Annotated in this window: 15 protein-coding genes; 14 read left to right on the forward strand and 1 reads right to left on the reverse strand. The window is 58.1% G+C overall.

Annotation, left to right across the window (positions count from 1 at the left end; all coding sequences use genetic code 11):
• Positions 1-47: 47 nt before the first annotated feature.
• Genes M5B96_RS07270 through M5B96_RS07285 form a run of 4 tightly spaced genes read left to right on the forward strand, consistent with a single transcriptional unit; the run spans position 48 to position 13,289 of the window.
• A complete protein-coding gene (locus tag M5B96_RS07270; RefSeq protein ID WP_248796029.1) occupies positions 48-4,088 on the forward strand; it encodes a hypothetical protein in 4,041 nt (1,346 codons plus the stop codon).
• Positions 4,089-4,141: 53 nt separating this feature from the next.
• Positions 4,142-7,162, forward strand: coding sequence for a hypothetical protein (locus M5B96_RS07275; protein ID WP_248796030.1), 3,021 nt, complete (start codon positions 4,142-4,144; stop codon positions 7,160-7,162).
• Between the two features lie 12 nt (positions 7,163-7,174).
• The gene (locus M5B96_RS07280) at positions 7,175-9,019 is read left to right on the forward strand and encodes a hypothetical protein (protein WP_248796031.1); all 1,845 of its coding nucleotides are present in this window, start codon (positions 7,175-7,177) and stop codon (positions 9,017-9,019) included.
• Between the two features lie 10 nt (positions 9,020-9,029).
• Complete coding sequence (locus tag M5B96_RS07285) at positions 9,030-13,289, forward strand: hypothetical protein (RefSeq protein WP_248796032.1); 4,260 nt, start codon at positions 9,030-9,032, stop codon at positions 13,287-13,289.
• A 9-nt stretch (positions 13,290-13,298) separates the two neighbouring features.
• Here the strand turns inward: M5B96_RS07285 and queG are convergent, their stop codons facing one another.
• A complete protein-coding gene (gene queG / locus M5B96_RS07290; protein ID WP_248796033.1) occupies positions 13,299-14,372 on the reverse strand; it encodes a tRNA epoxyqueuosine(34) reductase QueG in 1,074 nt (357 codons plus the stop codon).
• Between the two features lie 63 nt (positions 14,373-14,435).
• Between queG and M5B96_RS07295 the strand changes: the two genes are divergently transcribed.
• From M5B96_RS07295 to M5B96_RS07340, 10 genes are all read left to right on the forward strand, one after another.
• Complete coding sequence (locus tag M5B96_RS07295; protein ID WP_248796034.1) at positions 14,436-15,296, forward strand: NAD(P)H-hydrate dehydratase; 861 nt, start codon at positions 14,436-14,438, stop codon at positions 15,294-15,296.
• On the forward strand, positions 15,284-15,754 hold the full coding sequence (gene tsaE, locus M5B96_RS07300; protein ID WP_248796035.1) for a tRNA (adenosine(37)-N6)-threonylcarbamoyltransferase complex ATPase subunit type 1 TsaE: 471 nt from the start codon (positions 15,284-15,286) through the stop codon (positions 15,752-15,754). Before M5B96_RS07295 ends, tsaE begins: the two co-directional genes overlap by 13 nt.
• 3 nt (positions 15,755-15,757) lie before the next feature.
• Positions 15,758-17,185: an N-acetylmuramoyl-L-alanine amidase gene (locus tag M5B96_RS07305; RefSeq protein ID WP_248796179.1), complete on the forward strand. Its 1,428-nt coding sequence runs from the start codon at positions 15,758-15,760 to the stop codon at positions 17,183-17,185.
• On the forward strand, positions 17,182-19,101 hold the full coding sequence (gene mutL, locus M5B96_RS07310) for a DNA mismatch repair endonuclease MutL (protein WP_412548589.1): 1,920 nt from the start codon (positions 17,182-17,184) through the stop codon (positions 19,099-19,101). The genes M5B96_RS07305 and mutL overlap by 4 nt, the downstream gene beginning before the upstream one ends.
• Positions 19,101-20,081 carry a tRNA (adenosine(37)-N6)-dimethylallyltransferase MiaA gene (gene miaA, locus M5B96_RS07315; RefSeq protein WP_248796036.1) on the forward strand — a complete coding sequence of 327 codons (981 nt, stop codon included), beginning with the start codon at positions 19,101-19,103 and terminating at the stop codon, positions 20,079-20,081. Before mutL ends, miaA begins: the two co-directional genes overlap by 1 nt.
• 93 nt (positions 20,082-20,174) lie before the next feature.
• Positions 20,175-20,435, forward strand: coding sequence for an RNA chaperone Hfq (gene hfq, locus M5B96_RS07320; protein ID WP_040063849.1), 261 nt, complete (start codon positions 20,175-20,177; stop codon positions 20,433-20,435).
• Positions 20,436-20,447: 12 nt separating this feature from the next.
• Entirely contained in the window at positions 20,448-21,749 is a 1,302-nt protein-coding gene (gene hflX / locus M5B96_RS07325; RefSeq protein WP_248796037.1) for a ribosome rescue GTPase HflX, read from the forward strand.
• Between the two features lie 96 nt (positions 21,750-21,845).
• Positions 21,846-23,018: an FtsH protease activity modulator HflK gene (gene hflK / locus M5B96_RS07330; RefSeq protein ID WP_248796038.1), complete on the forward strand. Its 1,173-nt coding sequence runs from the start codon at positions 21,846-21,848 to the stop codon at positions 23,016-23,018.
• Complete coding sequence (gene hflC, locus M5B96_RS07335; protein ID WP_152737685.1) at positions 23,018-23,887, forward strand: protease modulator HflC; 870 nt, start codon at positions 23,018-23,020, stop codon at positions 23,885-23,887. The genes hflK and hflC overlap by 1 nt, the downstream gene beginning before the upstream one ends.
• A gap of 293 nt (positions 23,888-24,180) precedes the next feature.
• Positions 24,181-25,368, forward strand: coding sequence for an ATP phosphoribosyltransferase regulatory subunit (locus M5B96_RS07340; protein WP_248796039.1), 1,188 nt, complete (start codon positions 24,181-24,183; stop codon positions 25,366-25,368).
• The last annotated feature ends 53 nt before the right edge of the window (positions 25,369-25,421 follow it).

Consider the following 25,421-nt stretch of genomic DNA (forward strand, 5'->3'; position numbering starts at 1 on the left):
CCTGAAAGCCGCCCTTTGCGCGTCATTGTGCAGGGCAGGTTTGACCTATGAGTAAGCTACTGTTCGATCACGCCGCGAATCAATATGAACTGTTGGGTGATGGGTCAGGTAAAGACAGTCTGGCCTGTCTGGAAGAAATCGCGCGTACGTTAAAGAAGTGTGATATTTCTTTTTCCGGGCTTTATCTGGAGGGTACGGAGATGCGTGCCAGCCAAGGTGGGAAGGTTTATACCTTGGGCCAGGTTTATACGCAGGGTGCGGGTGAACAACGTATTATTTATCCGTGCTTTCGAGATGAGTTTGTATTCGATTTCGTTCGCGATATAACCTCCTTCTCACTCTGGAAAGACATGAATGAGGCGTTGGCGGCTTCCTATGTGCAGCTCAAGTCGGACTTGGTGAAGGAAAGTTCTGCTGAAGCGCATCGGGTCAACTTGGTATTGACCCTGGACTTCATCGCCATGACCCACCTGGAGGGCGAGCGCTTCAGGGTGAAAAAAGAAGAGTTGGATTTTCTCAATGGCCTGATCTGTCTTTATCAGTTGGGTGTCGCACAGGCGAAGATGAGAACCTTCCATGGGGTGAGTCTGGCGAACCTCATGAAGTCTGGCGCAAAAAGTCGTCGCAAACGTGCCGTCGAACACGCATTGAATCTTCTGGTGGGTGACGATGTTGCCGATGTCAAATTTTATCAGGTGATTGCGGCGCAAAGTCCCGACTCCGTTGCCAGCATGCAGTTGCTTTCGAAATACCATAGGCAATGGAAAGGGGTTATCAACACAAGGCAGGAATTTTCCAATTTCTTGTCTTCCATCAATCTCTGGTCAATGCCGCCTTCTCTCTTTGCCGGGTTCCATCAACTCAATGCGTTGAGAACGCGCAGCCTGAGACAAGTCCTTCTCTCTCTACCCGCCGAAGGTTCCGCTGCCTGGCGAGGGATGTTTGTCAGCATCCATGGGGAGCTTGAACTGTTTAGAAAGCGAGAGCTGGGGCGCATCCTCAGGCCTGGCGGTCGCTACTATCTGGAGTTGGGGGCGGATTATTCGATCAGTAATAATGAATTGCTCATAAAATACTCTGCTGCCGCGGCGCAAGGCGTGTCTTTTGACGGGGTCGTCAACATTATCGGGCATGGCCGTGATATAGAAAGGCGTGTGTCAGGGCATCCGCAGAAGGTCGCGGAATGGCTGTATAAAAATATACTCGATACCTATACCGCAACGGGGTTCAGAAAATTGAAAGTTATCAATTTTCAATCTTGTCATATCCCTCAGGTGCTGGCCACGCATATCACCTGTCTTCTTCTGGAGCGGGCGTTATTTCATTTTGAACAGGATAGGATTCCCAATGTACTCATTGTTTCCAGTCCCAGGACGTCTCTGGTATTGACTTCGCAGCTGCTGCTTGGCCATCCTCGTTCGAGCATATGGCAAGAGCAACATCTTGTTTTTCCTGGGCATGTTCTCAAGGCCTTCAGGCATCTCATTGATCATTCTTCGGGGATTCAAGTAGCGATCAAGGAGAATTTTGATTGGTCCCGTGCTTTTCCTGAGCCGAACAATCTTTCGTTTATCGATTATTTGAGGCGCACCCATGTTTTAGCGGTCAGACAGGTTTCTACCAGTGCCAAGGATTTTTATTATATTGAAAAAACGACATTCGACCTTGTCAGAAATATTGCACAAGCTGAGATCGATATCCGTAAAGTAGGGCTTGATGAGTGTGCTCGACTGATCAGTGATAAGTTCTCCGAGAGCGATGGAGATATTCAGAAACTGGTGGGCATTGCCTCCATCGCCGAGGCATCAAGGCTGTTGCCCGTCGGTGAGATCGAAACCGCTCGAAAAGTGATAGATTTTCTGGCAGCGTTGAAGTCGGCAAGAGATAGCAACGATTCACTGGCGGGGTATCGGCTTTATAACGAAACGAAAGTCAAGTTTCTGATTGATCCTTATGATCCCTACGGCGCTGGAAAGATAAGATATATATCGGACATCATTTTCAGGTTGTGTGGTTCGCCGACGCCTAATAGTGAAGCTGGCTATGCGGCGGCCTACAATAAATTTTTCCTGCTCGATAAACAGGAGTATCGGGCGATGACCGGAATCAATATCGATTTCGCCGCCCGTGAGTTTTTCAAGAATTATCCTTATATACAGTTTGCTCCGAGTGAGTTCCAATCCTTTCAAGTGGCCAGCCCTCAGTCGGACATGATGACTGTGGATGCAGCCCTGCGGCAGAGTCTCTGGGGTAGCGAACAGCTCGGCGTGTCAACGCGAGAGCTGAGGACATTGCTCGTGGGGGGGGACGAAACGAAGATCCTGCCAGCCCTGAGTCAGTTGGAGGGCAACCTGAAGCGCAAGAAGACGCTGCTCGATGACTCGCGGTCCCTGAGAAACCTGCAAGAAACCCAGGAACAGCTCGGCCGCGTCAAAAGCCGTATCCAGAAAAACAAACTCTCGCCCAGTGTCCTGAAAAGCAGCGCGCGCGTAGCCACCGGCTCCAGTCGATTGCTGGGGGCGTTCGGGGTTTTTGCCGACTTTCGCACCCGGCCCTTTCACCTCGATTTTTCGTCGGCCAAGTCAGGGGTCTTCACGGTCAGTGATTCGCTGGCGGTGGTCAAAGGGGTTTTTGATTTCACCACTGATATCGGGCCGGTACTGGCCCTGCGTCTGTCCTCCAGTGCTACCCGGGCGCTCTGGCGGCCGCGGTTGGACCAACTCTTCTTCAAGATGAACAAGGTGCTGCTGCCCCTGGATGTGCTGTTCACCGCAGTGAGTCTCTATCGCAACATCGAAGGTGCCCAGTTGGCCAAGAGCGCCGAAGAACAGGCGCTCTATATCACCATGACGGTCATCGACGCAGCGGCCTTCGGCGTGAACCTGGCGGCCTTTGTCCTGATTGGCGTGCCCGGGGTGAATGTCGTTCTCATTCTGGTGGGGGCGGCGCTGGCTATCGTCAATATCATCCTGAATTCGATCGTGAGCCTCTCGCAGCTGGACAACTACCGCTGGAATGAAAAGGTCGACCTGTTCTTCGGCAATATGTTCGGCTCTTCGACGTTGGAAGGGATCCAGACCCAGCAGCAGATGCGCGGGGTGGCGGATCAGCTCTTTGACGGGGGGGATATGAACGGGACCATCATCACGGGTTTGCAGGGCGCTGGCATCGATCTGTTTCTGACACCGATGATCAATGACGCTGACGATCATGATCAAACCAACCCTCTCAAGGATATCGGTACGGTCAGCCAGGGCTCCAGCTTTCGCCAGGAGCCGAGGGGTTACACGTTATCGCCTTCGGGATTTGGCCCGGATGATCTGAAAACCTGGGCGGATGCCAAGGGCCGGGGGAAAGCCGGACAGGTTTACAAGGGCTGGTACCTGCGTCGTCGGGAAGCGCGCCGGGGACGAGAGCGAAAACTGCTGGTGACGATGCCTTCCACACCGAACACACGGTTGGAAGTGTTGGATTTTGGTCCCGTCCCGACGATTCTTTTATTCGGCGCAACGCCGCACCTGCTGCTCAACGTCAATCCTTTCGGCTGGACAGCAGGGGAATCCCCGGAGGAACAGGCCCGCAACAAATACCAGGTCAGATTGCACCCCGGAACCAGCTACACCTTGCAGTTCAAGACCAATGTGATGGCGTCAAATGACCTCGACTCCAATTTTGGCAGTCGAACCGAGCTGATCGTCCCTGAGGGCGCCTTCGAGACCCTTCCTCAAGTGAGCCTGGATCTGTCCGGCCAGGAGGACGCGCGCGCGAGCATTCCCGAGTTGGACTTGTCGCGCTCTTCCCTGGAGGTCGTCAAGTTCAAGGACAAGAGTACCTTCAAGCTGGATCTGCTCAGCACCGCCGGCCACATCGCCTGTGCGCTGGAGCAGGTAGTACGAACCGTGCAACTGCCCGCCCATATCCAGTTCAAGAGCGGAGAGCAGCACCCGGTGATGGCGGTGGTCGGGGAAAACTCACGGATCACCCTGAGAAACAAGAAGGGAAGGTCCCTGTTGCTGTTAAGACGGGAGGTCAGTCATTGCGAGATTGATCTCCAGGCGTCAGTCAGCGGTTTTGCGGTTTCCATTTAGCGGCACGCCTGGTGTTTTGCACAGCGTTAAAACACTTTAAGGGAATATAAGTGATGAGTGACAGGAAAGTAGTAAAAATTACAGGGCATGGTGCGGCGGCGGACTCCAAACTGGATAAGGTCGAGCTGATTTTAACGGATACCTCACTTCGCTATCATGACATTAGTACCCGGCTGGTTCCTCGGGTGAGCGCTGTTAACAAGCAATCATTCAAAGTGGAGGACCGTAGCCAGTCCAAGCTGCAAGTGTCTTTGGAGGGAAATTATTTTGTCGCCGAGGTTAACGGCGATGAGTTGATGTTGAGAAAGAACATCGAACGGGAACTGAAGATCATTTTGCAGAATCAAACCATTACCCTGGACCCCGATCTCTATTATGGGGGGCGCTTGTATAATGTGCTGGAAATGGATTTGCCTGAGCTGCGGGTTCCGGGAAACAACGAAGCGGTTTTTTTAGGGAGTGCCGCCAGTCGCCCTTATGACACGACTACGTTGCTGTTCAATGCAGAAAGGGAAGCGGATCTCGAGCGCTATCCGCCGGATACGCTGGTCAATTATGAGATCAAGCTGACGCGCTATGACGGACAGCCGACGTTGCCGACATCGGGATATCTGAGCCTTGCCGAGATAAAAAAGGCCAAATCCACAGGCTTCGTGCTTCGGCCGAGTGTTTCGACATCGGCCTTCAATTTGAGCTCCGTGCAGTTTTCCTATCGCGTCACGACGCGCAGTGGCGCTCGAATCGAAGCATTCGAGGACGAAAAAAATGATTTTTTGCAGGTCAAGGTCACGGCGTCGAGTCATCAGCTTGTCGACATGAAGGCCATCAATAAAGCCCATACCCTTGATTTTCTCTACCTGAAATTCCCGCTGGATGGCAAGGAAGTATTCAAGTACCTGAATATTCCCTTCCCGCGGTTCAGGGTTTTTTATGATTCCGTGACGGAAGTGACATACAACAGCCGTCAGCGGATTGATCTCACGAGTGCCCTGGAAAAAAACCGGCGTGAACTCCTGATTGATGTGACCTCACTCGCTCCGCTGGTCTACCTGGACAAGAAGTCTTTTTTGCGGGCGAAAGGCCTGACCTATTTTGAGACGCCGCCCTCGTCGACGATGGTTAATGTTGCGTATGAAATGCTCGATGCAAACTATCAGGTATTGGCAACGGAAAAATACATTGGGCGCTGCCATTTCAGGGCGGTTGCCGAGGATCTGAACTCGCGCCGGTTATTCAATTTGGAGACTCAAGGGCAAGCCTATTTTTTTGAAATAGATCTTAAAGATCCCTTGAAAGAGAACGGCTCGGTTTCCTATTACCGAGTTGACCTTTCCTCACTCTTGCCTTTCGTCACTGTTGATCAGCTATTTATCTCCGAGGTTGATTTTTATTACAACCAGAAGCTGACATTCGAGAAGCTTGTAACGGAACTGGATCTTCCCTACGAGGGCCTGGACATCGCCCCGGCGATAGCCGATGCCCAGCTGGAAGATTTTCTTGCTGAGCATACGTTGGCCTATACGGCCATTCCGTTCTCTTTTGAACGAATGGCACGAGATGTCTTCATGGTCCGAGGTTTTCCCGAGACAGTCGGAAAAAATGTTTCCATCCATGGCTATTCCAAGGTCGGGAGAAAGCTGTTCGGTACGAAATGGTTGGAAAAATCCCAGATAGAAGATGAGGTCGGCTGGTGGCGCGGCGTCGATATCCTGGTGTTTTGCATCTGGATGAAAAAAGAAGCGCTTTCGGCAACCCCTTCGCCTTATTCGTACCGCGCCGAGAGGGAGTTTGAAGGCGGTGTCTATGACGCGCCATATTTCCTGGCGATCGAAGGGAAATTCAATCCCTATAGCTATATCCCTTGTTTGAAAGGCAATCATGAATATGAACTGGACCCGCAGTTCTCCAACACCCTGTATGTGGGGCAGGGCCGTAGTAAGGTTCAAGGTCGCGGTTCGCCCAACACGCTTTATCTGATGTGGGACTCCCACACCACTTTCGATTTCGCTGCGGAAGACGATTTTCAGCGGGGACTGGCACCTTCTCGTCTGAAACTCATCGGCGTCGAACTGGAAAACATCGTCATCCAGGTGCCGGGGCCGGAGCATGAGCGCTGGGGCAGTGTCCTTCTGGAGTGGGCCATGTTTGTCGATCCCAAAAAGGAGCTGGCGACGACCCGGGACTCGGCGGTCCTGGCCTGGCTGGAGGACAGTCAGGCGGCGATCAAGGAAGGTTCGCTGACCCTGGTCAACTTTCTGAAAGAGCCGATCAGCGAATTTTTGGAAATCGAGATAAAAGGGCGCCTTTACACCCTGGAGGTGTCGCCGGGCGATGGCAAGATTCAATGGCGCCGGCAAGTGGATCTGAGTCGCGAGGTGTTGGGTGAAAAAACCGTACTTCGTCAGTGGAGTGGCAAGACCGAGTACGTGTTGCGCAACAGTATCCTGGGTAAGGCCAATACAGCGGTTTATCCCACTGAGGAGGGGCAGGATATTCTTATCGCCCGTGGCGAGGTTGCCTACCTTCACGGCGGTAAAAATGAAACCCAACTGATCGGCAATCTACCCGAGAATTTTTTCTATCTTGACCAGGGCGGTACCGACAATGTGATTGCCAATGGATACCGCAATACCATCGAAATCTCCAGCCAATTGGGCGGTAACAAAGTTATTTTCCTGTCCACCAAAAAAGACGCGGTCAATTTCATTTTCGCGCCGGGTGTCAGTTTTACCGCGGCGCAAATCCAGGAGGATGACCTGTTCTTTTTTCTGGAGCGTGAAGCCTACCTACTGACGATTTGTTTGAAAGGGCTGGTCGCCTGGGACAAGACCAGACAAGGCCGTGTCAGCCTCGCGCTCGCAGAAGGCACGTTCAGCGCCGATCAGTTAATTCAGTCCCTGAGATGGATGGAACTGAATGATCGCGAAGAGGCTTATAGGCTTCAGTCGGTTCTTCCAGAACCGCTGCTCCAACAAGGCTTTACCCAATTGGCTGATCGCGTCGTCCAGGAGGGGCAGGTAAAGGCCTTTCTGAAAGATCAGGTCGGCTCATATGACGTGGTCGAAAAGGAATAAGGAGGGACACGGATGTCTGCGCAAATCAAACCGTTGGAGATGAACGAGGACCGCTACAAGGTGGTCAGCCCTTTTTATGGTGAAAAGGACTATGCGTTCAGCTTTGAGTTTGCCAGTGTCAACGCGGTCTGGCAGGGGCGTGCTGTCGACTCTGCCAGTCTTGTGGCTAAACCGAACATCTGGATGGGCGAGGAGAGGCAGGACCATTATAGCGATGGGCAGCGCGAGGGCGCAGCCGATGAGCGTGTGTTTGCTTATCGAGAAGGCCGTGGTTTTACCCTGGTCTGTCTGAATGATCAGTTGTACCTCATGCTCAGGATATGGGAGGAGGATGAACACGGAAATGTTTCATTGGCGAGTCGACGGGCTAAAAGTGCGCTAAAGGTGGCGACCCGCACTGTCTCGGGGAAGACTGAGCCGCTGATGTTTTCCCATGCGGACCCTTGCATCGTTAAGCTGGAAACCCAAGGCGGTGTTTCGACAGTCAAGGTCTGGAATACGCAAAAGGCCGGGGAGGCACCTTTTATCCTGGGTGACTTTGGCGAGGACTTTAAGAGCTTTTTCTCAGCCTTTACCGAGTTCCAGTTCAATACAATACCCTTGGCCGTGAAAAATGGCCGGCACTCCTTGAAACTGGAACGAGTGGCGGCCTGGCGAGGGAACGCTCAACCGGAGGGCAAAGGGAATTTCAGGGATTTTCTGGATGAAAAAAAACAGCTCCTGAAGGGCTTCGGCTACCGGCAACTGCCTCTGCAGCGGTTGTCGGCGTACTATCCATTTGAAAAGAACAGATGGGATGTACTTGATAACGGGCTGTTTCATACGGTCGACACTGCTGATTTTGAAATAACGGCCACTCAAGGACTTTGTTTTGATGCCTTCAAAAACAAATGTTCGCTTACCTTGCGTCCCAGCGTGGGGCAGGGGGCCTCCGCCAGCTTGATATTGAATGTTCTACTGGATGAATCCCGCTTATTCAACATCACCACTGTCAGTGCACAGATTGACGTATGGGGTAAATCAGAACCCGTTCTGTCACGGCGTAAGCATTGGTTGAATTTCAAGCGTTTTCTAGAGGATATAGAGACTTTCGACCCGGCCAAGCCGTTTGTCCTGTCTCCCTCTTATAAAGACGGCAGCCTCGCGGAGATCATCAAAGCCGGCGTGTTGACCCACAGGCTTCCGAATTTCATGAAGCAGTTGGGGGTGTCGAATTTCGAAGTCGAGAGCCAGATAAAAGATACGATTCGCCGTCTTCAGCTCAAACTGAACGAAGATAAAAAACTGCTCTACGAGCGCCGGGACACTATTGGCATGCTTCGCTTCAAGGCCTCGACGTCGAAGAGTGCCGTCGTCTTCAGGGTTCAAGTATTAAGGCGCATGAATGCTGACGCAGCAGGCGCCGAGCTGAGTTATGAGGAAAAAGTCGTCTTCCAAGATACCCAAGGTCATGACCAGGGGGCCACTGACTTGAAGCATTTTCCCGGCTTCCTGCTGCTGTCCCTGAGTGATGATCGGAAAGCATTCAATGTGTTTTTCGCGCGCTCCGGGAGTGACCTTTCCGGGCCCTTGGTAGCAACCCTGACCTATACCGCTCCCCAGGCTGCCGATCAGGCGCCCGGGTATCTCGATGAGGTCATTCTGGAGCTCGGCGTGGGGGCATTCGGGATGGAAGGGCCGATGATTACGGTCAAAAACCTGGGGCTCTGGAATACCGCATTATGGCAGCGTGGGGGGCTTGTCACGGGCGGTGACAAGCTGGACCAGGATTATAATGTGAAGACATTGGCCCATCTCGGTTTCTCTGGCTCGCTCAATCCTCTGATCGTTCAGTATAAAAAGTCTCTGAAGGCTTAGGGGGGGGCATATGCCAATGTTGACCTTTGATTATAGTTTGAATCAATACGAAATATCGGGTGCGGGGCTGAGCAGGGACAACCTTGGTTATCTTGAAGCGATTATAAAGCTCTTGAAGTCGTACGCTATCGTTGCTCCTGAGATTCATCTGGATGGTCGGGTGATTGGAGCAACACAGGGCGCACGCACGTACACGCTGGGTGAAATTTATACTCAAGGGGGCGAGAAAGATCGGATTATTTACCCTTGTTTCCGAGATCAATGGAGCTTTGATTTTACGAAAGACCTCTCGTCCTTTCTACTCTGGAGAGACATGAGTGAAACCTTGAGGGCAACCTATTCAGATCTTCAGTCAGGTTTGTTGAAGAGCAAAGGTGACGCTGCACGGGCGTTGATCAGCCTGGCCTTGCTCGAAGAGTTTGTCGCGCTGGTCGACGTGCAAGGGGAGCAGGTTTTTCAAAAAAGGCAAGAGCTGAATTTTTTGAAAGGTGTGATTGCGCTTTATTACCTGGGGGTCGTCCAGAAACAATGGAGGATGTCGCAAGGTGTCAACTTGCCGGATAGCCTTGCCCGGCCTTCTGCGCGGGTGAAGCGCACGGCCAAAAACTCACTGACTCTGCTGATTGGCGAAGACATTGCCAGTGTCAAGTTGTATAGGGCGTTGGCTACTTATGAAGATCCCGTTTCCATGGATGTTATCGGCTTGTATTTTTCTTATAAAAGTAAAGCTGGGCTGAAAAACTCCGCGGACCTGACCAGGTTTTCTATTGCACTGCAAACCATGATCGCGGCGGATGTCAGTAGTTACAGGTGGCGGCTTGATAGCGCCGTTTATCCCTTCATTGCCGATATACTGGATCCTCATAGGCTAGGGTCCGGTGATCCAGAAAGTGTTCAACGTTACCTCGATAATCTGGATGGGGATTTTGTGCGCTTCAGAAAAGACAATCTGGACCGGCGCATTACCCGCGAGCAGGGCTTTGGGGTCTACACGATCAGTCACTACCATAGGCTGCAATCACCGGCAGTCAATGCGCTCTGGGGCAGGGCTCAGCCGACATTCATTGACCTGTTGCCGATTGATTACATCAGTCCGGGCGCTAGCGAAATCCCTTTTGATGGAACCCTCCATGTTGTCGCTCACGCGGATATTTTTGGCCTGGGTGGTGTCTCTAATCCTGAGAGAATTGCCAGTTGGATATACAGTAATTTTTCAAGTACGTTTGGGAGGGCTGCGGCCAGGTTCAAGGAGCTGAAGTGCATTAATTTCACGGCCTGCCATTTCCCCAAGGCCATGGCGGAGTATGTGGCCGTTCTGTTTTTGGAACAATGCCTGGAGGACGGGCGCTTCAAGGTTTTGGGTGGCGACGGTGTTGAAAGGAACTGGGTGCCTAATATAACCGTTGTTTGCAGTCCTCATACGGCCTTGGCGTACAACCCCGGGCTGGATTTGATTCCGTTCTCCGTTGTGGACGCAATCCATACAATGGCCCCCTTTCCTGGGGTTGTGCTGAATATCATGAACGTCATGCGCGCTAGCGAGTTTTCCGGTTTTTTATCTCGGGCCGGGGGCTTGGATTTCAATGAAGCCTATGTTCAGGAGTTTTTAAAAGAGACTCGTGTATTCTCCATCGACAGCCTGGTCGGTGAAGCCTTTCAAGGTGGGATGGTCTCGGAGGAGGCACTGGATGAGGCAACAAAGCGCAGGACGGTGGATTATAAAGTTTATGAGCAAGGCCTGAGGGAGGAGAAAAAAAGGAGAAGGGTTGAGGCAAACGCTATTCTTGAAATACCGTCACCGCCCTTTGGCCCGCTGGACAGGGAGCAACACGTTGCGGCGATAGAGCGTCTGTTTTATGAGAGCGCCTCGATCAAGCCGGGAGGCGCCACCGCCTTTTTACGGGTTAATACATTTGAAACGATGCGTTTGTTGCATGAATATTATGCGGCGGTGAAAAATCGATATCGCGCTCTGGCGCCCAGTCGGACCAGTGATGATGCCGCCGAGCTCAACAGTCAAATATACAAGCAGGCTTTGGATGATCTGAAACGAGAAAATCGGATCAAGTTTCTTCTTGATCCGCTGGATCCGCGATACCACTATAAACGACAGTCGATCCTCAAGGGGTTCAGGGCCCATCTGGGTGTCGTGTACAGGGAGTTTCGGGACTTTCCATTTTATAACCCGCACCAGTCGCCAGTGTTTGACGTGCAGCCGGACAATTACGCCTGGGTCTCCTATTATAACCAGCAGCTGGCGGAGATCCTGTTTGTCGCGACCAAGCAGGAGTATCGGGAGATGACGGGGATCGAGGTGGATAAAATTCACCTGTTTTCTGAAGTCAGTGTGCCAGAGGATACGTTCAGCAAAGTTCAAAAACCCAAGCATGACTGGACCGGGCTGAGGGTAATACTCAGCGCGCCCTTGTATCGCGGCCTCTTGGGCTGCGAGCAGCTTGGCGCGTCGACATGGGAGCTGAGAGTGCTGCTCGATGGGGGCGAGGAGGCAAGGATTCTTCCCGCCCTGGGAGAGCTGGAAAACAATCTGAAAAGCAAGAGGGGCATTCTCAACGACTCGCAGTCCCTGAAGCGTCTGCAAGAGACCCAGGACAATCTGAGTCGCGTCAAAACCGGCATCCAGAAGAAAACACTCTCGTCTTTGGTTTTGAAGACCTCCGCCCGTATCGCCACTGGCTCCAGCCGACTATTGGGTGCTTTTGGGGTTTTTGCGGATTTCCGAACCCAGCCTTTCCATCTTGATTTTTCATCTGCCAGGTCAGGGGTCTTCACCGTCAGTGATTCGCTGGCGGTGGTCAAAGGGGTCTTTGATTTCACCACTGATATCGGACCGGTGCTGGCCTTGCGTCTGGCCTCCAGTGCTACCCGGGCGCTCTGGCGACCGCGATTGGACCAGCTCTTCTTCAAGATGAACAAGGTGCTGCTGCCCCTGGATGTGCTGTTCACCGCAGTGAGTCTCCATCGCAACATCGAAGGTGCCCAGTTGGCCAAGAGCGCCGAAGAACAGGCGCTCTACATCACCATGACGGTCATCGATGCAGCGGCCTTTGGCGTGAACCTGGCGGCCTTTGTCCTGATTGGCGTGCCCGGGGTGAATGTCGTTCTCATTCTGGTGGGGGCGGCGCTGGCTATCGTCAATATCATCCTGAATTCGATCGTGAGCCTCTCGCAGCTGGACAACTACTGTTGGAATGAAAAGGTCGGCCTGTTCTTCGGCAATATGTTCGGCTCTACGGCGTTGGATGGGATCCTGACCCAGCAGCAGATGCGCGGGGTGGCGGATCAGCTCTTTGATGGGAGTGATCTCGCCACGGGTTTGCATCAGGATGGCATCGATCTGTTTCTGACACCGATGATCAATGACGCCGACGATCATGATCAGACCAACCCATTCAAGGACATTGGTACGGTCAACCAAGACGCCGGCTTTCGTCGGGAACCCAGGGGTTATACGTTGTCGCCTTCGGGATTTGGCCCGGATGATCTGAGAACCTGGGCGGATGCCAAGGGCCGGGGGAAAGCCGGACAGGTTTACAAGGGCTGGTACCTGCGTCGTCGGGAAGCGCGCCGGGGACGAGAGCGAAAACTGCTGGTGACGATGCCTTCCACACCGAACACGCGGTTGGAAGTGTTGGATTTTGGTCCCATCCCGACGATTCTTTTATTCGGCGCAACGCCGCACCTGCTGCTCAACGTCAATCCTTTCGGCTGGGCAGCGGGGGAGTCCCCGGAGGAACAGGCCCGTAACAAATATCAGGTCAGGTTGCACCCGGAGACCAGCTACACCCTTCAGTTCAAGAGCGGTGTGATGGCGTCAAATGACCTCGACTCCAACTTTGGCGGTCGAACCGAGCTGATCGTCCCTGGGGGAGAGTTCCAGGCGCTGCCTCAAGTAAGCCTGGATCTGTCCGGCCAGGAGGACGCGCGCGCGAGCATTCCCGAGTTGGACTTGTCGCGCTCTTCCCTGGAGGTCGTCAAGTTCAAGGACAAGAGCACCTTCAAGCTGGGGCTGGTCAGCACCGATGGCCACACCCCCTGTGCGCTGGAGCAGGTAGTACGAACCGTGCAATTGCCTGCCCATATCCAGTTCAAGAGCGGAGAGCAGCACCCGGTGATGGCGGTGCTCGGGCAGGGCTCGCGGATTACCCTGAGAAACTCGAAGGGCCGATCCCTGTTGCTGTTGAGGCGGGAGGTCGTTCGTTGCGAGATCGATATCCAGGCGTCGGTCGGCGGTTTTGCGGTCTCGATTTGAGATTGGGGGTCAAACGGCGCTGCGCTGCGCATGTTGCCGCAGCGCCCACTGCACATGCTCCTGAACCAGCTCCGAGGGATAGTCGCGACGCTGGTTGAGCGCCTCCAGCACCGGAATCGTCGACGGTGCATTGCCCAGCCCGACCGCCAGGTTGCGCAGCCAGCGCTCATAGCCCGCCCGGCGCAGCGGCGAGCCCTCGGTGTTTTTCAGGAAGGTCTCTTCGTCCCACAGGAACAGCTCGGCCAACCCGGCATTGTCCAGGCTGTGGCGGGGCTTGAAGTCGCCTTCATCGGACGGGCGGGCGAAGCGGTTCCATGGGCAGACCATCTGGCAATCGTCGCAGCCGAATACCCGGTTGCCGATCAATGGGCGCAGATCCTCCGGGATCGCGGTCTTCAGCTCGATGGTCAGGTACGAAATGCAGCGCCGCGCGTCCAGTACATAGGGGCCGACGAACGCCGCCGTCGGACAGATATCCATGCACGCCGTGCAGCGCCCGCAATGCTCCGTGGCGTGGGGGGGATCCACCGGCAGCGGCAGGTCGACGAACAGCTCGCCGAGAAAGAAGTAGCTGCCGGCCTTGCGATTGAGCACCAGGGTGTTTTTGCCGATCCAGCCGAGCCCGGCCTGTTCGGCGATAGCTTTTTCCAACACCGGCGCACTGTCGACGAAGGCCCGGTAGCCAAACGGCCCGATGACCTGCTGGATGCGTTCGGCGAGCTGTTGCAGGCGCTTGCGGATCAGCTTGTGATAGTCGCGGCCCAGGGCGTAGCGCGAGACATAGGCCTTTTCCGCCTGGCCCAGGCGCCGGGCCATCTGTGTGTCGCCCGGCAGGTAGTCCATGCGCAGCGACACCACCCGCAATGTGCCGGGTACCAGTTCGTCGGGATGCGAGCGTTTACTGCCGTGGGCGCCCATGTAATCCATGTCGCCGTGATAGCCGGCGTCGAGCCAGCGTTGCAGGTGCTGTTCATGCTCGCCCAGCTCAAGACCGGCGATGCCGACTTGCTGAAAGCCCAGTTCACGGCCCCATTCCTTGATGGATTGGGCGAGGGCGGGAAGGTCGACGCTATTTACAGGCATGAGACAGGAGAAACCTAGGCTTTGGTGCGTATAATTCTGCCAGACATCAGAGCTCGACGACGCATGCCGCAGACCAAACCGCCTTTTTCCGATATTCAGTCATTGACCCTCGCCACGCTGCCGAGCCTTCCCGCACGACAACTGGACGCCCACAAAGGGCAGTTCGGCCATGTGCTGTTGATCGGTGGCGACCGGGGTTTCGGCGGTGCGATCCTGCTCGCTGCCGCAGCGGCCTTACGCAATGGCGCGGGGTTGGTGTCCCTGGCGACCCGTGCGGAGCATGTGGCGGCGTCCCTGGCCCGGCTGCCGGAGGTGATGGCGCTGGGGGTCGAGTCGGCCAATCAGTTGATGACGCTGCTGGCCCAGGCCGGCGTGCTGGTGGTCGGCCCGGGGCTCGGCCAGTCCGCCTGGAGCCGCAGCCTGTTGTCGCTGGCGGCCAATGCCGGGTTGCCGCAAGTCTGGGATGCCGATGCCTTGAACCTGCTGGCCGCGGGCGGTTTCACGCTGCCGGAGGACAGCGTGATCACCCCGCATCCCGGAGAGGCGGCACGCTTGCTGGGAATTTCCACGGCCGCGGTGCAGGCCGATCGTCCCGCCGCCGCGCGCCGGCTGGCCCAGCAGTACCAGGCGGTCTGCGTGCTCAAGGGCGCGGGGAGCCTGGTTGCCGCGCCGGACGGGCGCTTGTCGATCTGCGAACGCGGCCATCCGGCCATGGCCACCGCCGGGCTCGGTGATGTCCTGTCCGGTTTGCTCGGCGCCCTGCGCGCCCAGGGCCTGGAGGCCTATCAAGCCACCTGCCTGGCGGTGTGGCTGCACGCCAGCGCCGGCGAGCAGTTGGGTAAAAACGGCCGTGGACTGGCGGCCAGCGATCTGATCCCGGTCATTCGACAGTTGCTGGAGGAGCAATCACCGTGTCTGAACTAACCCTTCAACTGCCCGATGAAGAGGCCATGGTCGCCTTCGGCCGGAAAATTGCCGAGGTGAGCGGTGGCGTCGGGGTGATTTTCCTCGAAGGCGATCTTGGCGCCGGCAAGACCACCCTGTCCCGCGGCATCATTCGCGGCCTCGGCCATGGCGGCGCGGTGAAAAGTCCGACGTTTACGCTGGTCGAACCGTATGAAATCGGCGATATCCGCGCCTTCCATTTCGACCTGTATCGCTTGGTTGACCCGGAAGAGCTGGAATACATGGGCATTCGCGACTATTTCGACGGCGAAGCCCTGTGTCTGGTGGAGTGGCCCCGGCGTGGCGAGGGCTTTTTGCCAAAGCCTGACCTGACCATTACCATTAGCCCGCATAATGGCGGCCGTTCGCTGTATCTGTTGTCCCAGGGGGCGCGAGGCGACTCCTGGTGTGCCGATCTGGCATTGGAAATCAAATAAATGATGGGGTTTGGTATGCGCATTCGCGCGTTGGTTGCTGTCGTGGGATTGTTGCTGGCGGCACTGGCCGTTGACGCCTGGGCGGCGACACAGGTCAAGAGTGTTCGCCTGTGGCGGGCCCCGGACAACACGCGGCTGGTATTCGACCTGTCCGGCCCGGTGCAGCATAGTGTCTTCACCCTGACTTCCCCGGATCGGCTGGTGATCGATATCAACGGCGCGACCCTAGGTGGCCCGATGAATGTGCCGACCGCCAACACCCCGATCACCAGCGTGCGCGCCGCCCAGCGCACACCGACCGACCTGCGCGTGGTGGTCGACCTGAAAAAGGCCGTCACCCCGAAAAGCTTCGTCCTGGCGCCGAACGCGCAGTATGGCAATCGCCTGGTGGTCGACCTGTTCGACAATCCCGCCGATGCCGCGCCGCCGCCGACGCCGACGCCCGCCGTATCCACCGTGCCGGCGGTGCCGGTAACGCCGACCGAGCCGGCGATCAAGCTGCCGCCAGCGCCGGCGGGCAAGCGTGACATCATTGTGGTGATCGATGCCGGCCACGGCGGCGAAGACCCGGGCGCTTCCGGCTCCCGTGGCCAGCATGAGAAAGACGTGGTACTGGCCATTGCCCGAGAGTTGCAACGTCAGGTCAGTGGCCAGAAAGGCTATCGTGCCGAGCTGACCCGTACCGGCGACTACTTTATCCCTCTGCGCGGTCGCACCGAGATCGCCCGCAAGAAAGGCGCCGACCTGTTCGTCTCGATTCACGCCGACGCCGCGCCTTCCTCCGCGGCTTTCGGGGCCTCGGTGTTTGCTCTGTCCGATCGCGGCGCTACCTCCGAGACCGCCCGCTGGCTGGCGGACAGTGAAAACCGCTCCGACCTGATCGGCGGTGCCGGCAACGTCAGTCTCGACGACAAGGACAAGATGCTCGCCGGTGTCTTGCTCGACCTGTCCATGACCGCCTCGCTGACCTCCAGCCTCAACGTCGGGCAGAAGGTCCTGAGTAATATCGGTCGGGTCACGCCGCTGCACAAGCAGCGGGTGGAACAGGCCGGGTTCATGGTGCTGAAATCGCCGGATATTCCGTCAATTCTGGTGGAGACCGGTTTTATCTCCAACTCCAACGAGGCCTCCAAGCTGGCCTCCGCGAATCACCAGCAGGCCCTGGCGCGCTCCATCAGTGCCGGTATCCGCCAGTTCTTCCAGCAGAACCCGCCGCCAGGCACCTATGTCGCCTGGCTGCGTGACTCCGGCAAGATCGCCGAGGGCCCGCGTGACCATCGCGTGGCGCCGGGCGAGACCCTGGCCATGCTCGCCGTACGCTACCAGGTCTCGGCGGCGACCTTGCGTAGCGTCAATCATCTGAGCAGCGACGAACTGAAGGTCGGGCAGACCCTGACCATTCCCGGCACTGAACTGGCGGCCAAGCAATGAGCGAAGCCCTGAACAGCAGCGCTCGGATCGAACTGCTCAGCCCGCGACTGGCGAACCAGATTGCCGCCGGTGAGGTCGTCGAACGTCCGGCTTCGGTGATCAAGGAGCTGCTGGAAAACAGCCTGGACTCCGGTGCCAGGCGCATCGATGTGGATGTCGAACAGGCTGGCGTCAAGCTGCTGCGGGTGCGCGACGACGGCAGCGGCATCTCCGCCGACGACCTGCCGTTGGCGCTGGCCCGCCATGCCACCAGCAAGATTCGCGACCTGGAAGACCTGGAGCGGGTGATGAGCCTCGGTTTCCGTGGCGAGGCCCTGGCCTCCATCAGTTCCGTCGCGCGCCTGACCCTGACTTCCCGCACCCGCGATGCCGACCAGGCCTGGCAGGTGGAAACCGAAGGCCGCGACATGGATGCCCGGGTGCAGCCGGCTGCCCATCCGGTGGGCACCTCGGTGGAAGTTCGCGACCTGTTTTTCAATACCCCGGCGCGGCGCAAGTTCCTCAAGGCCGAGAAGACCGAATTCGATCACCTGCAGGAAGTGATCAAGCGCCTGGCCCTGGCGCGTTTCGATGTGGCCTTTCATCTGCGCCATAACGGCAAGAGCATTCTCAGCCTGCACGAGGCCCATGACGATGCAGCCCGTGCCCGGCGCGTGGTGGCGGTGTGCGGTGCGGGTTTCCTCGAACAGGCGCTGCCCATCGAAGTGGAACGCAACGGCCTGCACCTGTGGGGCTGGGTTGGCCTGCCGACCTTCTCCCGCAGCCAGGCGGACTTGCAGTATTTCTATGTGAACGGCCGCGCGGTGCGCGACAAGCTGGTGGCTCATGCGGTGCGCCAGGCCTATCGCGACGTGCTGTTCAACGGCCGGCACCCGACCTTCGTGCTGTTTTTCGAGGTCGATCCGGCGGTGGTCGACGTCAACGTGCACCCGACCAAGCACGAGGTGCGTTTCCGTGACGGACGCATGGTCCACGACTTCCTTTATGGCACCCTGCACCGCGCCCTGGGCGACGTACGCCCGGAGGATCACCTGGCCGCGCCCGCCGCGGTGGCCGGCATGGTCCGGCCGACAGGGCTCGAGGCCGGCGAATTCGGTCCCCAGGGCGAAATGCGCCTGGCGGCCAATCTGCTGGAGCAGCCCCAGGCCCAGCCTGCGTCCACGTTTGCGCCGGCGGCCGGATCGGGCTCCGGTGCCGGTTATCAGTATCAGTACCGTCCGCAATCGACCCCGATGCCGCCTGCTGCCGAGGCCCAGGGTGTCTATCGCGAGTTTTTCGCGCCGCTGCCCGACGCGGTGGCATCGCCGACCCTGCCCGACAGCCAGGGCGACGTCCCGCCGCTGGGTTATGCGCTGGCGCAGCTCAAGGGCATCTATATCCTCAGCGAAAACGCCCAGGGCTTGGTGTTGGTGGATATGCACGCGGCCCATGAGCGGATCATGTATGAGCGCCTGAAGATCGCCATGGCCAGCGAAGGCCTGAGTGGTCAGCCGCTGCTGGTGCCCGAGTCCCTGGCGGTCAGCCAGCGCGAGGCCGATTGCGCCGAAGAGCATGTCAGCTGGTTTCAGCGCCTGGGCTTCGAATTGCAGCGCCTGGGCCCGGAAACCCTGGCGATCCGGCAGATTCCGGCGCTGCTCAAGCAGGCCGAAGCCAATCGCCTGGTCCAGGACGTCCTGGCCGACCTGATGGAGTACGGCACCAGCGACCGGATCCAGGCGCACCTGAACGAATTGCTCGGGACCATGGCCTGCCACGGCGCGATTCGCGCCAATCGGCGCCTGGCCCTGGCGGAAATGAACGGCTTGTTGCGAGATATGGAAAACACCGAGCGCAGCGGCCAGTGCAACCATGGTCGGCCGACCTGGACCCAGCTCGGGCTGGACGATCTGGACAAACTGTTCTTGCGTGGTCGCTGATGACGGCTTCCAGGGCATTACCGCCAGCGATCTTCCTGATGGGCCCGACGGCGGCGGGCAAGACCGACCTGGCCATCGAGCTGACCAAGGTGCTGCCGTGCGAGCTGATCAGTGTCGACTCGGCGCTGGTCTACCGGGGCATGGACATCGGCACGGCCAAGCCTTCGAAAGCGCTATTGGCGGAGTTTCCGCACCGTCTGATCGATATTCTCGACCCGGCGCAAAGTTATTCCGCCGCCGAATTCCGCAGCGACGCCCTGGCGGCGATGGCCGAGATCACCGCGCGCGGCAAGATTCCGCTGCTGGTGGGCGGCACCATGCTCTATTACAAGGCATTGCTGGAGGGCCTGGCGGACATGCCGGCGGCCGATCCGCAGATCCGTGCCGAAATCGAAGAAGAGGCCGCGCGCCTTGGCTGGCAGGCCCTGCACGAGCAATTGGCGGTTATCGACCCGGAATCGGCGGCGCGCATCCATCCCAATGATCCCCAGCGCCTGAGCCGGGCGCTGGAAGTCTACCGGGTCAGCGGATCGAGCATGACCGCCCATCGCCAGCGACAATCTGCGCAAAGTACTGACGCAGCCGCTTCGGGACGGCCTCAATTGCCCTATACTGTTGCCAACCTGGCCATCGCTCCGGCGAATCGCCAGGTCCTGCACGACCGAATTGCACAAAGATTCACACAAATGCTGGAACAGGGGTTTGTAGACGAGGTCGTAGCTTTGCGTGGGAGAAGTGACCTGCATGTCGGGTTGCCGTCTATACGTGCGGTAGGCTACAGGCAAGTCTGGGAGTACCTGGAGGGCAAGCTGACGTCAGCCGAAATGCAGGAGCGCGGCATCATTGCCACGCGCCAGTTGGCGAAGCGCCAGTTCACCTGGTTGCGCAGCTGGACGGGTCTGCAGTGGCTGGACAGCCTGGATTGCGACAATCTGCCACGCGCCTTGAAATACCTTGGGACGATCTCCATATTGGGCTGAGTCCTTGCAATTGCCGTCTATCCTTGGGGGAAAGGCGGTACAAGCCATCCATTTACCCATTTTTTATTATTGATCCTTAAAGGAGTGCGGCACATGTCAAAAGGGCATTCGCTACAAGACCCTTACTTGAATACCTTGCGTAAAGAGAAGGTCGGGGTTTCCATCTATCTGGTCAACGGTATCAAACTGCAAGGTACGATCGAGTCCTTCGACCAGTTCGTGATCCTGCTGAAGAACACCGTCAGCCAGATGGTCTACAAGCACGCTATCTCGACAGTGGTGCCGGTTCGTCCAATTCGTCTGCCTAGCGCAACCGAAACCGAACAGGGTGACGCTGAGCCAGGTAACGCCTGATAGGAGTCTCCTTTGTTCTTTGAGCGCCACGGTGGTGGTGAACGGACCATTCTCGTTCACTTGGAAGGTCAGGACCCTGAGGCGCGCGAAGATCCGCAGGAGTTTCAGGAGTTGGCAGTATCGGCAGGTGCCGAGACCGTCGCGTTCTTCAACGTGCCGCGTCATCGGCCAACCGCCAAGTATCTGATTGGCACTGGCAAGGTCGAGGAGCTTCGCGACCTGGTCAAGGCCGAACAGGTCGATATCGTGATTTTCAATCACATCCTCACGCCCAGCCAGGAGCGTAACCTCGAACGTGTCTTCGAGTGTCGCGTACTGGATCGCACGGGCCTGATTCTCGATATTTTCGCCCAGCGCGCCCGCACCCATGAAGGCAAGCTCCAGGTCGAACTGGCCCAGCTTGAGCACATGAGTACGCGGCTGGTCCGCGGCTGGACTCACCTTGAGCGGCAGAAAGGCGGTATCGGCCTGCGCGGCCCGGGTGAAACCCAGCTGGAAACCGACCGACGCCTGTTGCGGGTCCGCCTGCGGCAGATCAAGGGCCGCCTGGAGAAGGTCCGCAGCCAGCGCGAGCAGTCCCGCCGCGGGCGCAAGCGCGCGGATATCCCGACCGTGTCGCTGGTGGGCTATACCAACGCCGGCAAGTCGACGCTGTTCAATGCGCTCACCGAATCCGACGTCTATGCGGCGGACCAGCTGTTCGCCACCCTCGACCCGACCCTGCGGCGTCTCGATCTCGACGACCTCGGGCCGATCGTGCTGGCCGATACCGTGGGTTTCATCCGCCACCTGCCGCACAAGCTGGTCGAGGCTTTCCGGGCTACGCTCGAAGAGTCGAGCAACTCCGACCTGCTGCTGCACGTGATTGACGCCGCGGAACCGGACCGGATGCTGCAGATCGAGCAGGTCATGGTGGTCCTCGGCGAGATCGGGGCACAGGACTTGCCGATCCTCGAGGTCTACAACAAGCTCGATCTGCTCGAAGGCGTCGAACCGCAGATCCAGCGCGATGAAGACGGCAAGCCGCAGCGGGTCTGGCTCAGCGCCCGGGATGGAGTGGGCCTGGAACTGCTCGAACAGGCGATTGCCGAGTTGTTGGGCAACGATTTGTTCGTCGGCACCTTGCGCTTGCCGCAGCGTTTTGCTCGACTGCGTGCACAGTTCTTCGAGATGGGCGCGGTGCAGAAGGAAGAACACGACGAAGAAGGCAGTTGTCTGCTGTCCGTCCGTTTGCCCAGGGCCGAACTCAATCGAGTGGTCGCGCGCGAAGGGATGAAGGCGCCGGAATTCATCGAACAACACACTTTGCAATAAAAGCCTGGGAAAGCGGTTGTGCCGCGTTGACAGGCATTCTGTAGCATTGGTCGGCGCGCCGCGGGCGCGTCTTTGCTTTATCAGATGGAGAGCGCTATGGCTTGGAATGAGCCGGGTGGCAACTCGAACAATCAGGATCCTTGGGGTGGCAAGCGCCGTAACAACGGCGACCGCAAGGGGCCGCCGGATCTCGACGAAGCCTTCCGCAAGCTGCAGGAGAGCCTGAACGGGCTGTTCGGCGGCGGTAAGAAACGCGGTGACGATGGCGGTTCGGGCGGTGGCAAGGGCGGCGGTTTCGGCCTGCTCGGCATCGGCCTTGTCGTGCTTGCGGCCATGTGGCTGTACAGCGCGGTCTACGTCGTCGATGAACAGGAGCAGGCCGTGGTGCTGCGCTTCGGCAAGTACTACGAGACCGTGGGGCCGGGCCTGAACATCTATTTCCCGCCGATCGACAAGAAGTTCATGGAGAACGTCACCCGTGAGCGGGCGTACACCAAGCAGGGCCAGATGCTGACCGAAGACGAGAACATCGTCGAAGTGCCGCTGACCGTGCAGTACAAGATCAGCAACCTGCAGGACTTCGTGCTGAACGTCGACCAGCCGGAAATCAGTCTGCAACAGGCCACCGACAGTGCCCTGCGCCATGTGGTGGGTTCCACCGCGATGGACCAGGTGCTGACCGAAGGGCGCGTGCAGATGGCCGGCGAGATCAAGGAGCGCCTGCAGCGCTTCCTCGACACCTATCGCACCGGTATCACCGTGACCCAGGTGAACGTCCAGAGCGCCGCGGCGCCACGTGAAGTGCAGGAAGCCTTTGACGACGTGATCCGTGCTCGTGAAGACGAACAGCGTTCGCGCAACCAGGCCGAAGGTTATGCCAACGGCGTGGTCCCGGAAGCCCGTGGCCAGGCCCAGCGTATCCTCGAGGATGCCAACGGCTATCGTGACGAAGTGGTTTCCCGCGCCAAGGGTGAGGCCGACCGCTTCACCAAGCTGGTGGCCGAGTACCGCAAGGCACCGGAGGTCACCCGTGAGCGTCTGTACCTGGACACCATGCAGGAAGTCTTCAGCAATACCAGCAAGGTGCTCGTGACCGGCAACAAGAACGGCCAGAGCAACCTGCTTTACCTGCCGCTGGACAAGATGATCCAGAGCGGTTCGGGCGGCAGTTCGCCGGCCAAGGGCGTGGGGCCGATGGCCAGTGGCAACACTGATGTCACGCCGCATATCACCGAGCCGCAACCCACACGCACCCGGGAGAGCCGCTGATGAGCAATAAATCACTGATCGCCCTGATCCTCGGGGTCATCGTGGCGGTGGCTGCCTGGAACTGCTTCTACATCGTGTTGCAGACCGAACGGGCCGTCCTGCTGCAGTTCGGCCGTGTGGTCGAGGCGGATGTCCAGCCAGGCCTGCATGTGAAGCTTCCTTACGTCAACCAGGTGCGCAAGTTCGACGCCCGCCTGATGACCCTGGATGCCCCGACACAGCGCTTCCTGACCCTGGAAAAGAAAGCGGTGATGGTCGATGCCTACGCCAAATGGCGGGTCAAGGACGCCGAGCGCTTCTACACCGCGACTTCCGGCCTCAAGCAGATCGCCGACGAGCGTTTGTCCCGGCGCCTGGAGTCAGGCCTGCGTGACCAGTTCGGTAAGCGTACCCTGCACGAGGTGGTCTCTGGCGAACGCGACGCGCTGATGGCTGACATCACCGCCTCGCTGAATGCCATGGCCGCCAAGGAGCTGGGGATCGAGGTGGTCGATGTCCGGGTCAAGGCCATCGACCTGCCGAAGGAAGTCAATCGCAGCGTTTTCGAGCGCATGAGCACCGAGCGTGAGCGCGAGGCTCGCGAGCACCGCGCCAAGGGTAACGAACTGGCCGAAGGCATCCGTGCCGACGCCGATCGCCAGCGTCGTGTGTTGTTGGCCGAAGCTTATCGCCAGTCGGAAGAAGCCCGTGGTGATGGTGACGCCCAGGCCGCCGCAATCTATTCCAAGGCCTACGGCCAGGACCAGGAGTTCTACGCGTTCTATCGTAGCCTGCGTGCCTACCGTGAAAGCTTTGCGGACAAGAGCGACGTACTGGTGCTGGATCCGAGCAGCGACTTTTTCCGCTACCTGGAAAAAGCCAAGCCCTGATCCAAAACGCGTCATGTCCCCCCTCCGCCCGGCAGCTAAAACGCCGGGCGGGGTGATCCTTTCGGAAAACGGGTGTATGATGCGGCAGCCGGGAAATTCCCGGCTTTTTTGCGTCTGCATGTTTGGTTGGCAGACGGCGGGTTGATCGACCCGACAGGTTTTTCGAGGAAAGTGGTAGGCGAAGCCGGTTTCAGGCTGTTCGTCGCGTCGTTCTTGCGCGCGTGTTAACCATTTTCTGCTTCACTCAAGGCTCGCCTGTGGGCTTGCTGCCCAGATCATAGGGGAAAGGCGTAATGGCAACGGTAGATCGCTGGCTCCTGCCAGATGGCATCGAAGAAGTACTGCCGCCTGAAGCGGCGCGCATCGAAGTGGCGCGGCGCCAGGTGTTGGACCTGTTCCAGAGCTGGGGCTATGAGTTCGTTGTCACCCCGCATATCGAATATCTGGAATCCTTGTTGACCGGTGCCGGCCAGGACCTGGACCTGCGCACCTTCAAGGTCATCGACCCGCAGTCGGGCCGGCAAATGGGTTTCCGCGCTGACATCACGCCGCAGGTGGCGCGTATCGACGCCCACACCCTGCGTCGCGAAGGTCCGAGCCGCCTGTGCTACGCCGGCAGCGTGCTGCATGCGCAGCCGCGGGCCTTGTCGTCCTCGCGCAGCCCGATCCAGTTGGGTGCCGAGTTGTATGGCGATGCCAGTCCGAGCAGCGACGTCGAGGTCATCAGCCTGATGCTGGCAATGCTGCAACTGGCCGATGTGCCGGATGTGCACATGGACCTCGGCCACGTCGGTATCTACCGTGGCCTGGCCCGCGCCGCCGGCTTGTCCGGCGAAGTGGAGCAACAGTTGTTCGATGCCCTGCAGCGCAAGGCGATCGATGAAGTGATCCAGCTGACCGAAGGTCTGCCGGCCGACCTGGCCGCGATGCTGCGGGCGCTGGTGGATCTGTGTGGCGGCCGTGAAGTGCTGGCGGCGGCGCGTGAGCGCCTGGCCGGTGCGCCGGCACAGGTCGCGGCGGCGCTGGATGACCTGCTGGCGATCGCCGAGCGGTTGTCCGCACGCTTCCCGCAGTTGCCACTGTATTTCGACCTGGGCGAGCTGCGCGGTTACCACTACCACACCGGTGTGGTGTTCGCGGTGTTCGTGCCGGGTGTCGGCCAGGCCATCGCCCAGGGCGGTCGCTATGACGACATCGGCGCGGACTTCGGTCGTGCGCGGCCGGCAACGGGCTTTTCCACCGATTTGAAAACCCTGGTGACCCTGGGGCGTGCCGAGATCGAGCTACCGTCTGGCGGTATCTGGATGCCTGACAGCACGGATGCGGCACTCTGGCAGTTGGTTTGCCAGTTGCGCGGCGAGGGTCAGCGTGTGGTCCAGGGCTTGCCCGGACAACCATTGGCCGCCGCCCGCGAAGCGGACTGCGACCGGCAATTGATTCAGCAGAACGGGCTTTGGCAAGTATTGCCGCTGGCTTCTTGAGTTTTCCCGCCGGCGGCTGCCGGCACCAAGTTTGCGCGAATGAGGACAAGTGT

The organism is Pseudomonas sp. MWU13-2105, assembly GCF_023242315.1.
Lineage (GTDB): Bacteria > Pseudomonadota > Gammaproteobacteria > Pseudomonadales > Pseudomonadaceae > Aquipseudomonas.